Origin of the sequence: Prevotella sp. oral taxon 376 (genome assembly GCF_003043945.1) — a bacterium.
Taxonomy (GTDB): Bacteria; Bacteroidota; Bacteroidia; order Bacteroidales; family Bacteroidaceae; genus Prevotella.
This window is the reverse complement of sequence record NZ_PYXG01000001.1, coordinates 1,462,611-1,476,540: the sequence shown is the minus strand read 5'-3', so window position 1 is coordinate 1,476,540 and position 13,930 is coordinate 1,462,611. Positions and strand designations below refer to the sequence as shown.

The following is a 13,930-nucleotide window of genomic DNA, read 5'->3' as shown; positions in this document are numbered from 1 at the left end:
TAACACTTAATTTTCAATTCTCCAAAGAAATAAGATGATTTTCTTTACCCATTCACAGAAAAAGTTCTTTGACAAGAGAATTTTCTCCTAATTAGAAATTAAAAATCTAAAAATCGGGGAGTTTCTTATATTTTTGTACTACTTTTGTAACTGATAATCCGCATGGCAATACGATAAAGGATTAAAATGTTTCGAATAAAGAAGTTAGACATCTTCATTCTCAGGCAGTTCCTGCTGCTCTTCATAGGTTCTTTCTTCGTCAGTTTGTTCGTACTGATGATGCAGTTCTTATGGATGTATGTAGATCAGCTGATTGGAAAAGGCCTCACGATAGATATTCTGGGACAGTTTTTCTGGTACATGAGTTTGATGATGGTACCCCAGGCCTTGCCATTGGCTTTGCTTCTATCTTCATTGATTTCTTTTGGGAACCTCGGGGAAAGCAGCGAGCTGACGGCCATCAAGGCGGCGGGAATTTCATTGATGCAGACTTTCCGTTCACTTATCGTATTCTCTGTTTGCATTATGCTCGTATCGTTTGTCTTCCAGAACAACATTGGCCCGAAGGCGAGTCAGAAGATAACACAGCTTTTGATTTCCATGAAACAGAAGAGCCCAGAACTCGAAATACCAGAAGGAATCTTTTATGACGGTATCCCAAATTGCAACATCTATGTGCAGAAAAAGGATTTGCAGACTGGCAAGTTGTATGGAATCATGATCTACCGGATGACCGGAAGCTACGAAGATCAAGCCATTATTCTTGCAGACTCAGGAATGTTACAGTCTACAGCGGAGAAGAAGCACCTCGTGCTAAGTCTCTATAGCGGTGAATGGTTTGAAAATATGCAGTCGTCAGAATTCGGGAATAGTGCTTCCGTACCTTATCGCCGCGAGTCCTTTGTCGCAAAAAAAATCATACTTGACTTTGACGGAGACTTCAACATGACTGATGCCTCCAGTCTCTCAAACAACTGGCGAGGGAAAAATCTACAACAATTGAGCAATGACATCGACTCGATGACCATCCATTATGACAGCATAGGGCGATCATATATGGCAAGTGCAAGGATTTCCTATTATCGTAAGGACAGCATTTCAAAAAAAGACTCCATGCAAGTCTTGAAAATCATAAAAAGCCAAAAGATAAACTTCGACTCACTTTTCGTCAAACAGACAGACACGGAAAAGCGAACCATTTTCAATACAGCCCTGTCCAAAGCACAGCAGGAAGTCATGGATTTGGAGTTCAAACAGTTGATAACCAGCGATGGAGACTGGCTTATTCGACGACACAAGATAGAGGAATGGAGTAAATTTACACTTGCCCTCTCTTGCCTGATATTCTTCTTCATTGGAGCACCTTTGGGTGCTATTATCCGAAAAGGCGGGCTGGGGGTGCCGATCATCGCTGCGGTACTCGTTTATATCGTATTCTACATTCTCGACAACACAGGATCCAAGATGGCGCGAGATAACATCTGGGCGATATGGTTCGGCAAGGCACTTGCCCCTGCCGTACTTATTCCCCTTGCGATATTCGTAACCTATAAGGCCAACAACGACTCCGTTGTCTTCAACTTCGACATCTGGAAAAACCTGTTCATGCGCATGATGGGTTTTCGTGTCAAGCGCCATGTCTATGGCAAGGAGGTAATTATACAAGACCCTGATTATACGGGGGATGCGGAGAAACTGAGCGATATCAGCTCCAGAATCGTAATCTATTCACAAAAGAAAAATCTCAAGGCGGCTCCGGATGTCATCAAGGTATTCTTCAGATACAATCCCGACCACGAGATAGAACATATCGGGAAAGAGTTAGAAACTATCATAGAGAACCTCTCGAATACACGCGACAAGGTAATACTCGCCGAGTTGAATACCTATCCCATTATCGCTACCAAGGCACATACCCGCCCATTCGAACGACAATGGATGAATGTGATAGCGGCAATCTGCGTCCCTGCCGGAATTTTCTTCTATTTCAGGATGTGGCGGTTTAGGCTAAGACTTCTTAAAGACCTGAGGGGCATCCGGCAAACCAACGCAAACATCATTTCAAGAATTGGCACCATCACCCAAGGGAACCTATAATATAATAAGGTATATAGATTAAAAAGCAAGTATAAAACAATGGAAGACTTCAAACTGAGTAGCATCGAAGATGCCGTAAAAGACTTCAAGGAAGGCAAGTTCGTAATCGTCGTTGACGACGAAGACCGCGAGAATGAGGGAGATCTCATCACTGCAGCCGAAATGATTACTCCAGAAAAAGTGAACTTCATGTTGAAGAACGCGCGTGGTGTGCTCTGTGCGCCCATCACGCTCAGCCGTTGCGAGGAATTAGACTTGCCACATCAAGTTGCGGACAACACTTCCGTCCTCGGTACACCTTTCACCGTTACCATCGACAAACTTGAAGGCTGTACTACAGGCGTTTCCACCCATGACCGCGCAGAAACTATAAAGGCTCTTGCCGATCCGAACTCAACCCCGCAGACTTTTGGCCGACCGGGACATATCAACCCTCTCTACGCACAAGACAATGGAGTGTTGAGGCGAAGCGGACATACCGAGGCCGCCATCGATCTCTGCAAGCTGGCCGGCCTTTACCCAGCCGGAGCCTTGATGGAAATTATGAATGAAGACGGAAGTATGGCCCGCATGCCTGAACTACAAAAGCTCGCACAAGAATGGGATCTGAAAATTATTACCATTAAGGACCTGATAGCCTATCGATTGAAGAAGGAGTCTATCATAGAAGTGGGTGAAGAGGTCGACATGCCCACTGAATATGGGCATTTCCATCTGATACCTTTCCGCCAGCAGAGTAACGGCATAGAGCATATGGCTCTCATAAAAGGAGACTGGAAAGAAGACGAGCCTATCCTCGTGCGTGTACATTCCTCATGTGCCACCGGCGATATTCTGGGAAGCCTTCGTTGCGACTGTGGCGAGCAGCTCCACAAGGCCATGCAGATGATAGAACAAGAAGGAAAAGGCGTAATCGTCTATATGCAGCAGGAGGGACGCGGAATCGGCCTGATGAATAAGATTGCCGCATACAAGCTTCAGGAGGAAGGCTACGACACCGTAGACGCGAATGTACATCTGGGTTTCAAGCCAGATGAGCGCGACTACGGCTGTGGCGCACAGATGTTGCGACGCCTCGGCGTCCACAAGATGCGCCTGATGACGAATAATCCTGTAAAGCGTGTAGGACTTGAGGCTTATGGCCTCGAAATCGTAGAGAATGTGCCCATCGAAATCATGCCTAATAAATATAATGAGCACTATCTGAAAACCAAGCGCGACAGAATGGGGCATTTTTTACATCTTAAATAATGTAATCCTGTTAAAAAGCTGGGCATTTTCTCAAATTATCGTAAGTATCTTTTCGTTTTTACGATAAAATGGTTACATTTGCAGAAAATTAGCAACTACACGATCATGCCCCAACTATCCGACAGACTGAATCGTCTTGCTTCTTCTGCAACCCTCGCGATGTCGCAGAAAAGTAGCGAGATGAAAGCTAATGGCATTGATGTCATCAATATGAGCGTCGGCGAACCAGACTTCAATACGCCTGATTATATCAAGAATGCAGCGAAGAAGGCCATCGACGAAAACTATTCCAAATATTCTCCGGTAGCGGGGTATGCCTCCTTAAGAGAGGCTATTGCGAGAAAGCTAAAGCGTGAAAATGACCTGAACTACACCCCCAGCGAGATTTTGGTTTCAAATGGGGCAAAGCAAAGCGTCTGCAATGCCATCCTTGCTCTTGTAAACGATGGAGACGAAGTTGTCATCCCGACTCCATATTGGGTAAGTTACCCACAAATGCTAAAACTTGCGGGAGGCATGCCCATATATGTGAATACTGGTTTTGAACAAAATTTCAAGATGTTACCCGAACAACTTGAGGCTGCCATCACTTCAAGGACAAAGATGGTAATCATCTGCTCCCCCAGCAATCCTACCGGCTCGGTCTATTCAAAAGAAGAATTGGAAGAATTAGCCAAGATCATAGCAAGCCATCAGGGACTATTCGTACTTTCCGATGAGATTTACGAGCACATCAGCTATATCGGGCACCACGAAAGCATCGCACAATTCCCGGGCATGAAAGAGCGCTCGATAATTGTTAACGGCGTCTCAAAGGCCTATGCCATGACAGGCTGGAGAATAGGATATCTCGCAGCTCCGGAATGGATCGTAAAAGGCTGCGCCAAGCTCCAGGGACAGTACACAAGCGGACCCTGTTCCGTAAGTCAGAAGGCAGCGGAAGCCGCATATACACTCGAGAAGGGATGCGTAGAGGATATGAGACTGGCCTTTCAGCACCGTCGTGATACCATTGTCAGCCTTGCAAAAAACATTCCCGGCCTTGAAGTCAATGAGCCAGCAGGAGCCTTCTATCTGTTTCCCAAGTGCAGCAGGTTCTATGGCAAGCACTTTGGCAACCGGGAAATTAAGGGTTCCAATGATCTTGCCATGTTCCTACTTGAAGTTGGACATGTCGCAACCGTAGGCGGTGAGGCCTTTGGAGACGACGAGTGCTTCAGGATGAGCTATGCCACAAGCGAAGAGAATATCTATGAGGCGCTGAGGAGAATTAAAGAAACACTGGCAAAGCTTGAGTAACATATACACCAAGGTTAACGCATAAACTTTTTTCTAAATTTATCGTTAAAACAAGTTAATTGCGCACATTCTTTGTGTTTAATTATTATCTTTGCTTACTGAATTGTGTCCTTCCGTCAAGTTGAGGCACATAACGAGACGAATTTTTATAATCAAATTTATTTATAACTAAAAATTAAAATTTCAACAATTATGGCAACTAACACAAAAACAGCTAGCCCTAAGAAGAACTCTGAGGGCTTTCAGGGAGTAAGAGGTGCATTCTGGATTATCGTAGTCTGCGCTATCATCGCTTTCACATTGTTCTTTACATGGTTCGGTAGCGCAAGCCATTTCGCTGACGAGTCTAAGACTTCTCCTATCGATGTCTGGGGAACAATCTTCAAAGGTGGTATCGTCGTTCCAGTTATCCATACCCTGTTGCTCACCGTTATCGCAATGGCTATTGAGCGCGCATTGGCTCTCCGCACAGCCTTCGGTAAAGGTGCACTCCCCAAATTCGTAGCAAATATCAAGGCTGCTTTGAACGAGAATGATTTTGCAAAGGCACAGCAGCTCTGCGACAAGCAGAAGGGTTCTGTCGCAAATGTAGTCCAGGCTTCTCTGAATGCCTACAAGGACATGGAGTCTGGCGCTAATGCCGCTCTTAAGAAGTCGCAGAAGGTTGCCAAGATTCAGCAGGCTCACGAGGAAGCTACTCAGCTTGAGATGCCTACTCTGACCATGAACTTGCCTATCATCGCTACGATCGTTACGCTGGGTACACTCACCGGACTTCTTGGTACTGTGGTTGGTATGATTCGCTCATTCTCTGCTTTGTCTGCAGGTGGTGGTGCTGACTCTGCCGCTCTTTCCCAGGGTATTTCCGAGGCCTTGATCAATACTGCCTTCGGTATCGGTACATCTTGGTGCGCAGTTGTAGCTTACAACTACTTCACCAACAAGGTTGATAAGTTGACATATGCCCTTGACGAGGTTGGTTATTCAATTGCTCAGACATACGAAGCAAACCACACGGAAGAGGCTTAATTTTTGCTAACCCTTTAAAATTTTATCGCTATGGGTAAAGTAAAAATTAAGAAGAGTGATGTCTGGATCGATATGACACCTATGTCGGATGTCATGACCCTGCTGCTTACCTTCTTCATGCTGACTTCTACATTCGTCAAGAATGAGCCAGTGAAGGTGAACACCCCGGGGTCTGTCTCTGAAATCAAGGTGCCTGAGAACGGAGTCCTCACTATATTGATCAGTCCAGAAAAGAATGCTGCCGGCCAGCCGACAGGCGAAGGTCAGGTGTTTATGCAGATTGACAATACTGACAACCTGGGAGCGACACTCAACGGTATGACTTCACAGTTTGGTGTATCTCTGGCTGCAAAGCAGCAAGAAGTATTCAAGTCTGAGTCTACTTTCGGTGTTCCCATGACCGAGCTGAGTAGTTATCTCGCAATGTCGACCCAGAATCGGCAGAAGACCCTTCCTACAAAGGGAATTCCTCTCGATTCCATTAAAGGCGGCATGAGCGAGTTTCAGCAGTGGGTCGACCAGGCGCGCAGAGCTAATCCCGACATCAAGATTGCCCTCAAGGCTGATGCCGCGACCCCTTATAAGACCGTTAAACGCGTAATGAACGAACTTCAAGACATGGATGAGTCTCATTATTATATGATTACTCAGTTAAAGCAGGAGAGCGAATAATATGGCAAAGAAAGAAAGCAAACAAAAGAAAATTACCGTTCGCGTAGACTTTACGCCCATGGTAGATATGCTGATGCTTCTTATCACATTCTTCATGCTCTGTACCACTTTGAGCAAACCTCAGACAATGGAGCTGACCATGCCGAGTAATGACAAAAACATCCAGGACGACATGAAAAACGAGACCAAGGCCTCGGAAACCATTACACTGTATGTTTGCGCTGATAATAAGCTTTATTATGGAGAGGGTATCCCTGAGTATAACAATCCTGCATGGATCAAGGAAACTACTTGGGGGAGTGCCAAGGATGGGCTTCGCACCAAACTTCGTGAGCACGCTACCGAGAACGGTACCCGCCCCGTAGAGCGTATCACCCTTGCCGTCAAGGAGTTACAGGCTGAAAAGGCCAAGAATCCGAAGATGTACCCCGACAGTATCTACCAGAAAGAACTCAACAAGTTGAAAGCTGGTGAACTTAAGGGAGGCGAGAAGATCCCAACGCTTACGGTTGTCATTAAGGCTACTGATAATGCATCATACAAGAATTTGGTAGATGCTCTCGATGAAATGCAGATTCTGAGTATTGGAACTTATGTCATTGATAAGATTAATCCTGACGACGAGAAATTGCTCAAGTCAAGAAATATCAAGATGTAATCGACGACTAAACTAAATAAGAAAAGAAATCATGGCAAAAATAGATCTTTACGATCCTAAATGGATTGAGATGGTGTTCGCCAACAAGAACAAGGATTACGGAGCCTACAAGCTGCGTAAGGGGACTTCCGGGCGTAACATCAAGGCTTTGACGATTTTAGTCGTTGCCGCTGCTATCATCGGCGCATTCTTAGTGATTAAGATCCAGGCAGACAAGGCGGCTGAAGAACGCCAGGCCTATATGGAAGCAATGGAACTCTCTAAATTGCAGGAACAGGCAAAGAAGAGGGAGAAAGTTGAAGAAATAAAGCCCAAGGTCCCACCCAAGAAGGAGATTCCTGTTGCGCGTGAGACCCAGAAGTTCACAGCACCTGTCATCAAGAAAGATGAGCTCGTTAAGGAAGACAACAAGCTGAAGGCCATGGACGACCTTGACAAGAAAGCTGCCGTTGGCGCAGAGACCCATGAGGGCTCTGACAGCCGTATCGTAGAAGCCGTCCGTACTGATGTCGCAGTTGCTACTCCTCCACCAGCTCCAAAGGAGGAAGTAACGCAGAAAGTATTTGATGTGGTAGAGCAGATGCCATCGTTCCCTGGTGGTCCCGGTGCTCTCATGTCATACTTGAGCAGCCACCTCCAATATCCGGTAGTGGCCCAGGAAAATGGCGTACAGGGACGCGTTGTCGTTTCATTCGTTGTTGAGCGCGACGGCTCTATCAGCGATGTGAAAATCGCCCGTTCCGTAGACCCTTCGCTCGACAAGGAAGCCGTGCGCGTGGTAAAAAGCATGCCGAAGTGGAATCCTGGAAAGCAGAACGGTTCTGCGGTACGCGTAAAGTATAATGTTCCTGTATCGTTTAAGTTGCAGAACTAATCACTTTATGAAAAAAAAACTATCTTACATATTCGTAGGATTAACAATAGCTGCCCTCCTCTCTTGCTCTTCAAAAGACAAGAGAGGAGGCAGAACTGATACTCCTACCTCCGGCACCATAAGCTTTTATGCCGATGAGAGTTTCAGTCCCATTATCGAAGAAGAGGTCGAGCAGTTTGAGTTCAAGTTTCCCAAGGCCGACCTTAAGCCGATATATACCGATGAGATAACAGGCCTGCAGAAGATAAAGGATCTACAGACCTGCCTGTTCATCACATCAAGAGGTCTGAAGCCAAGCGAAATCGCCTACCTGAAGACCAAAAGGCAAATTCCCGTCGTGTTTCCTATTGGATACGACGGTTTAGCTTTTATCGTTAACAAGAACAATAACGACACCTGCATCTCGGTGAAAGATGTGAAGCGTGTCCTCAGCGGGGAGGTTACTGACTGGAAGCAACTTTATCCGAAATCAAGGCTCGGAAAGATTGAAGTTGTCTTTGACAACAAGCAATCAGCCACCTTGCATTATGTGGTCGACTCCATTCTGGACGGCAAGCCCATCAACAGCGCTAACATCGTCGCCGCAAAGACCAGCAAGGATGTGATTGATTATATTGATCAGACTCCGAATGCTATTGGCGTGATTGGATCAAACTGGCTCAATGACCGCCGCGACACCACCAACACCACTTTCAAGAAGAATATCCATGTAATGTCTGTATCCTTGCGAGATGAAGCCAACGAGATGAACAGCTGGAAACCTTATCAGGCTTACCTGCTCGATGGGCGTTATCCGTTTGTACGAACATTATACTGCATAGTAGTAGATCCTCAGAAGGCACTCCCATGGAGTTTTGCCAATTATATTTCAAGTCCGGTCGGACAACTCATCATCTTCAAGTCGGGTCTACTCCCATACCGAGGTGATATTTCCATTAAGACGGTAAATGTGAAACGAAATTAAAAACAGGAAAGAGACTGCCCATTTCGGAAAAGAAAGATCCATCCTAAATTTAAGACAGGGCCCGATTCTTTGCGTCTGATGGGGAAGAAGAGTTAATAAACTGATTGTTAAACGACTTTAAAAACATGCGATTATGAAAACTATCAAATATTTATGCGTAGGAGCGTTGCTGTTGGCATCAGCTTCTACATTTGCACAAGATGTTAATTACAAGACCCTGTTGCAGCCTATTGCGAAAGAGTTGAAGGCAAGTCCTGGCAATTCTCTTGCGGCAAAGGATCTCGTTAAAAAGTATGCCAAGACATTCAAGAAAGACCCTGAAGCCTTGATTGCACTGGGTTACGAATTCTTCAATGCCAAGACTTATGACAAGGCCAACGAGTTTGCCGACCTCGTGCTTGCTAAAAACAAGGCCATGGGAGCCGCTTACATCCTCAAGGGTGATATCGCTGCCGTTCAGGATAATGGCGGCGATGCTTCCATGTGGTACGAGCAGGCCATGCGCATGGATCCGAAAAATGCCGAAGGTTATATAAAGTTTGCCAGCGTAAACCGGAAGGCTAACCCTGTAGAGGCAGAGAATGCCTGGAGAGAACTCAAGAAGCAGATTCCTGATTTTCCCGTAGAGGCAGAGGCCGCACACAATTTCTACATCACCGGCAATATGAATAAAGCCATCGAATACTTCGACAAGTGCGACATCAACAAGCTTGAGAAATATCGTCTCTCGGAGTTTGCCACGGCCGCTTACTATGCCGGCAACCAGAAAAAATCACTGGAAATCGCCAATTTCTCGGCCAACAAGTTTCCCAAGGAGATGGGATTCCAGCGCCAGGCAATGCGTGCCAACAACGAGCTTGGCAATTATCAGGATGCTCTTGCTAACGCACAGAAAATCTTGAACGACACTTGCAAGAAGACTTCCTTTGACTATAATAACTACGGACAGGCCCTCAAGGGTATCGGACAGTACGACAAGGCCATCGAGCAATATAACAAAGCACTGGAACTCGACCACAAGGATATCAAGCCGTTGCAATATATCTCCGAGGCCTATCAGGCTGCCGGCAATGAGGATAAAGCCCTCGAATACAACCAGATGTATATGGACAAAAACGAAAATGCCACTCCATCTGATTATGTCAAGCTGGCAAGCATCTATGTAGACAAGGCCAAGAAAGGCGATAATGCACAAGCCAATATCGCGCAGGCCAACAAGATTTACGAGACCGTCGTCTCCAAATTCCCCTCTATCGCAGGATGGATCTACAATCAGGCAGGCAACAATTCCTCGGATGCCGGCTTCGACGATCTCGGCGCATCTTATTATCAGAAGACCATCGACCTCTATGCCAACAAGGCCGACCGCGACGCCGACGAGACCCATTATCTCATTCAGGCATACCAGCTCATCGGCTACTATTACTGGGAAGTCAAGAAGAATCTCGAGGCAGCAAAGCCTTACTACGAGAAACTGATCATTCTTTCTCCTGACGACAAGAACGCGAAGGCCGCTCTTGCACCGGCAGAGGAGACCCCGGAAGCCGCAGGCAACGAATAAGGTAAATCCACAGGATACAGAATATCATCCCGAACTTTCTAATGAAGTTCGGGATTTTTTGCTTTTAACCGTTAGAAGCCTTGTAAAAGGCCGCTAACAGGCAAGCTTCTAACGGTCTTTTGCCCGCCTTTTAACGGCCTTTTACTTCCTTTCTAACAACCTTTTACAAGACCGGTCTTCATGAAAAGCGGTAAAAAGATTTAAGATTACCGAGATTCTGGTAACCGTAGATCCAGAATTTATTCCGATCTTTGTATTCGTAAAATTAGATATGAAAAAGTATGAAGCATTTTATCTTGGCACTCGCTGCATCGTTCGCCATCAGCTTGAGCGCCTGCTCACAAAGCAACAAAACAAAGGAGAATAATATGGAAGCAAAAACTTTAGTCGCCTACTTCTCTGCCACGGGAACCACGGCAGAAGTAGCCAAGACCCTGGCAACAGCAGCTGGAGCCGACCTCTACGAGATTCAGCCAGAACAGCCCTATACAGATGCCGATCTCGACTGGACTGACAAACAGAGCCGATCCAGCGTCGAGATGAACGACAGAGACTTCCGGCCGGCCATCAAGGGCAAGGTCGAGCATCTCGACAGCTATGGCACCGTATACATCGGATTTCCCATCTGGTGGTATACCGCACCGACCATCATCAATACTTTCATCGAGCAGAACTATCTGAAGGGCAAGAAGATTTTTCTTTTCGCCACCAGCGGTGGCAGCAATGTGAAGAAGGCCGAGAAAGAACTGAAGTCAGCATATCCCGAGCTCAACATCCAGGGCTCCAAACTTCTCAATCACCCGACTTCCGAAGAAATAAAGAAATTCGCGGAGGAGGGTAAATGAGGCTAAAAGAACTACTTGGCGTAATTCTCCTGGCAACCTCCGTTGCCGCCATGGCCGACGGCCGAATCGACACCACCACCTTCAAGCTCGACGATGTCGTCGTAACGGGTAGCCGCTATCAGACCAACATCCGACACCTCCCGATGACCATTTCCGTCATCAATCGGCAGAAGCTCACCGAGAACTATTACGACAATGTTCTCCCCTCTCTCACACAACAGGTGCCCGGGCTCTTCACCACCTCGCGCGGAATACTCGGCTACGGCGTGAGCACCGGGTCGGCCGGAGGCATCAAGGTGCGCGGCATCGGAGGCATGGCCAACCTTCTCGTGCTCATCGACGGACTGCCCCAGTATGCCGGTCTCTATGGTCATCCGGTGGCAGATGCCTGTCAGACCATGCTCGCCGAGCGCGTGGAAGTACTGCGCGGACCAGCCTCCACTATCTATGGCTCTAACGCCATGGGCGGCGTCGTGAATGTCGTTACCCGACAGATGAACGAAGACGGCGCGAACACCAATGTCAACATTCAGGGAGGCTCTTATGGAACTTTCGATGCGAATGTTACCAACCGCCTCCGCAGCGGTAAGTTTTCGAGCATTGCCGGAATCAACTACGGCCGTACCGACGGGCACCGTCTGAACTCCGAATTCGAGCAAACAAGCGGATTCCTCAAACTTGGTTATGATTTCACTCATCGCTGGACGCTGAGTGGAGACATAAATCTCACCTATTTTGAATCGTCCAATCCGGGCGAAACGAGTAATCCCTATATTGACAACGACATGATGATTATCCGGGGCGCCTCAGCCATCTCGCTCACCAACCACTACGAGAACACCTCAGGCGCGGCGCGTATATACTATAACTGGGGACACCACCATATCAACGACGGATACCACGAAGGAGGCTGTCCGCGTACCGCCTACTATCTGCACAATGACAAGATGGGCGGATTCTCACTTTATCAGAGCGCTTCATTGTTCAAAAACAATACGACAACCGCAGGCCTCGACTTCCAGCATTTCGGAGGCGAAGCCTGGAACAAGGCCATGAGCGATGGCAGGCGCACCGACATCACGCACCGCAGCGTGAATGAGATAGCGGGCTATGTGGACTTCCGCCAAGACCTTGCGGCATGGCTCACGCTCAATGCGGGACTACGCCTCGACCACCATTCCGTAGCCGGCAACGAATGGGTCCCCCAGGGAGGGCTCACTTTCCGGCTGCCCAAAGACGCCACCCTGCGCGCCATGGTCGGCAAGGGATTCCGCAACGCCACCCTGCGCGAGCTTTACATGTTCCGTCCGGCAAACGCGAACCTCGAGCCCGAACGCATGGTAAACTACGAGGTTTCCTATAAGCAGCGACTGCCGGAGGGACAGCTCAGCTATGGCATAAACCTCTTCTACCTGAAAGCCGACAACATGATTCAGACGCAGATGGTAGACGGCAGACCGCTGAATATAAACACCGGAGCCACCGAGAATACCGGACTGGAACTGGAAGCCGAGCTCCAAATCTATCCGTATTGGAGCGTAAACGGAAACTACAGTTTCCTGCACATGAGCAACCCGCAGCTTTCCGCCCCCGAACATAAGCTCTTCGTGGGAGCCAACTATCGCCGGAACCGATTTTCGGCCAACGGAGGACTGCAGTATATAGCAGGTCTTTACACCGCCACGGGTGCCAACGAGCATAAAGAAAACTTCTGGCTGCTCAACCTCACGGCACAGTATCGTGTGGCAAAAGGCCTCCACCTCTTCGCCAAGGGCGGAAACCTGCTGGCCCAGAAATATGAGACCGTATCAGGATTCCCCATGCCGAGAGCCACCTTCATGGGCGGACTGAACTGGAGTTTCTAATGCACTGCCAGCCTGGAAGCCCCGCTCCGGTAGCCCCCGGAAAGCTGCCGGAATGATTTGTAATAGCCTGTAAAAAGTAATCCTGATATTTTTTTCTACGATTCAGGTATGAGGAAATCATGGGATTTGGTGTAATTCCGCACCATGAAAACCCATTAAAAACAAGACAAGACAACATGAGAAGTTTTTTAAGAAGCGCCGCCCTCGCCGTATCAAGTCTCCTTATGGCAACGGCATGCAATGGCAACACTAAAACGGGGACAACGGAAAATCAAGCAGAAAGCAATATGAAAAAAGGCAAAATCTTAGTAGTCTACTTCTCGCATGCAGGAGAAAACTACAGCGTTGGAAACATCAAGGTCGGCAACACCAAGCTCGTAGCCGATGAGATTGCAAGGGTTACAGGGGCCGACACCTTCGAAATCGTAGCCGAAAAGAGCTACGACATGCCCTATAGTGCCCTTATCAAGCTCGCAAGGGAGGAGACCCGACAAGGCGAGCTGCCAGCCTTCAAAGGTAGTGTGGAGAACATCGAGCAGTACGATACCGTCTTCATTGGTGGCCCGATCTGGTGGGGCACCTACCCACGGGTGATGTTCACATTTTTCAAGAGCTACGATCTCAACGGCAAGACCATTATCCCGTTCACCACGCACGAAGGCAGCGGACTGGCCAACACCGTCGAGGACCTGAAGAAGAGCTATCCGAGCGCAAAGGTCGTGAACGCCTTCTCCATCTACGGACACGAGGCACAGAGCGACTTGAGCAAGGTGGACGAGTGGCTTGACAAACAGGGTTACACAAAATAAGAAGGA

12 protein-coding genes are annotated in these 13,930 nt (G+C 47.7%); all 12 read left to right on the top strand.

Features of this window, described 5'->3' with window-relative positions; all coding sequences use genetic code 11:
* The first annotated feature begins 186 nt into the window (after nucleotides 1-186).
* Entirely contained in the window at nucleotides 187-2,097 is a 1,911-nt protein-coding gene (locus tag C7120_RS06375) for an LptF/LptG family permease (protein WP_107620830.1), read from the top strand.
* A gap of 39 nt (nucleotides 2,098-2,136) precedes the next feature.
* The gene (locus tag C7120_RS06370; RefSeq protein ID WP_107620829.1) at nucleotides 2,137-3,348 is read left to right on the top strand and encodes a bifunctional 3,4-dihydroxy-2-butanone-4-phosphate synthase/GTP cyclohydrolase II; all 1,212 of its coding nucleotides are present in this window, start codon (nucleotides 2,137-2,139) and stop codon (nucleotides 3,346-3,348) included.
* 105 nt (nucleotides 3,349-3,453) lie between these two features.
* Entirely contained in the window at nucleotides 3,454-4,647 is a 1,194-nt protein-coding gene (locus C7120_RS06365; RefSeq protein WP_107620828.1) for a pyridoxal phosphate-dependent aminotransferase, read from the top strand.
* Between the two features lie 192 nt (nucleotides 4,648-4,839).
* Nucleotides 4,840-5,676, top strand: coding sequence for a MotA/TolQ/ExbB proton channel family protein (locus C7120_RS06360; RefSeq protein ID WP_107620827.1), 837 nt, complete (start codon nucleotides 4,840-4,842; stop codon nucleotides 5,674-5,676).
* Between the two features lie 30 nt (nucleotides 5,677-5,706).
* Entirely contained in the window at nucleotides 5,707-6,348 is a 642-nt protein-coding gene (locus C7120_RS06355; protein WP_107620826.1) for a biopolymer transporter ExbD, read from the top strand.
* 1 nt (nucleotide 6,349) lies between these two features.
* A complete protein-coding gene (locus C7120_RS06350) occupies nucleotides 6,350-7,006 on the top strand; it encodes a biopolymer transporter ExbD (RefSeq protein WP_107620825.1) in 657 nt (218 codons plus the stop codon).
* Between the two features lie 31 nt (nucleotides 7,007-7,037).
* Complete coding sequence (locus C7120_RS06345; RefSeq protein WP_107620824.1) at nucleotides 7,038-7,880, top strand: energy transducer TonB; 843 nt, start codon at nucleotides 7,038-7,040, stop codon at nucleotides 7,878-7,880.
* A 7-nt stretch (nucleotides 7,881-7,887) separates the two neighbouring features.
* Nucleotides 7,888-8,844, top strand: a complete 957-nt coding sequence (locus C7120_RS06340; protein WP_107620823.1) for a PstS family phosphate ABC transporter substrate-binding protein — start codon at nucleotides 7,888-7,890, stop codon at nucleotides 8,842-8,844.
* Between the two features lie 133 nt (nucleotides 8,845-8,977).
* The gene (locus C7120_RS06335) at nucleotides 8,978-10,405 is read left to right on the top strand and encodes a tetratricopeptide repeat protein (RefSeq protein WP_107620822.1); all 1,428 of its coding nucleotides are present in this window, start codon (nucleotides 8,978-8,980) and stop codon (nucleotides 10,403-10,405) included.
* Nucleotides 10,406-10,686: 281 nt separating this feature from the next.
* Nucleotides 10,687-11,250, top strand: coding sequence for a flavodoxin (locus tag C7120_RS06330; RefSeq protein WP_107620821.1), 564 nt, complete (start codon nucleotides 10,687-10,689; stop codon nucleotides 11,248-11,250).
* On the top strand, nucleotides 11,247-13,115 hold the full coding sequence (locus tag C7120_RS06325) for a TonB-dependent siderophore receptor (protein ID WP_107620820.1): 1,869 nt from the start codon (nucleotides 11,247-11,249) through the stop codon (nucleotides 13,113-13,115). Before C7120_RS06330 ends, C7120_RS06325 begins: the two co-directional genes overlap by 4 nt.
* 287 nt (nucleotides 13,116-13,402) lie before the next feature.
* Nucleotides 13,403-13,924, top strand: a complete 522-nt coding sequence (locus tag C7120_RS06320; protein WP_233247034.1) for a flavodoxin — start codon at nucleotides 13,403-13,405, stop codon at nucleotides 13,922-13,924.
* Nucleotides 13,925-13,930 lie beyond the last annotated feature (6 nt).

Excerpts from the sequence above, each read along its gene's own strand:
- C7120_RS06370 (WP_107620829.1), top strand. The coding sequence starts at position 2,137 with ATGGAAGACTTCAAACTGAGTAGCATCGAAGATGCCGTAAAAGACTTC.
- C7120_RS06340 (WP_107620823.1), top strand. The coding sequence starts at position 7,888 with ATGAAAAAAAAACTATCTTACATATTCGTAGGATTAACAATAGCTGCC.
- C7120_RS06360 (WP_107620827.1), top strand. The coding sequence starts at position 4,840 with ATGGCAACTAACACAAAAACAGCTAGCCCTAAGAAGAACTCTGAGGGC.
- C7120_RS06375 (WP_107620830.1), top strand. The coding sequence starts at position 187 with ATGTTTCGAATAAAGAAGTTAGACATCTTCATTCTCAGGCAGTTCCTG.
- C7120_RS06325 (WP_107620820.1), top strand. The coding sequence starts at position 11,247 with ATGAGGCTAAAAGAACTACTTGGCGTAATTCTCCTGGCAACCTCCGTT.
- C7120_RS06355 (WP_107620826.1), top strand. The coding sequence starts at position 5,707 with ATGGGTAAAGTAAAAATTAAGAAGAGTGATGTCTGGATCGATATGACA.
- C7120_RS06320 (WP_233247034.1), top strand. The coding sequence starts at position 13,403 with ATGAAAAAAGGCAAAATCTTAGTAGTCTACTTCTCGCATGCAGGAGAA.
- C7120_RS06330 (WP_107620821.1), top strand. The coding sequence starts at position 10,687 with ATGAAGCATTTTATCTTGGCACTCGCTGCATCGTTCGCCATCAGCTTG.
- C7120_RS06335 (WP_107620822.1), top strand. The coding sequence starts at position 8,978 with ATGAAAACTATCAAATATTTATGCGTAGGAGCGTTGCTGTTGGCATCA.
- C7120_RS06365 (WP_107620828.1), top strand. The coding sequence starts at position 3,454 with ATGCCCCAACTATCCGACAGACTGAATCGTCTTGCTTCTTCTGCAACC.
- C7120_RS06350 (WP_107620825.1), top strand. The coding sequence starts at position 6,350 with ATGGCAAAGAAAGAAAGCAAACAAAAGAAAATTACCGTTCGCGTAGAC.
- C7120_RS06345 (WP_107620824.1), top strand. The coding sequence starts at position 7,038 with ATGGCAAAAATAGATCTTTACGATCCTAAATGGATTGAGATGGTGTTC.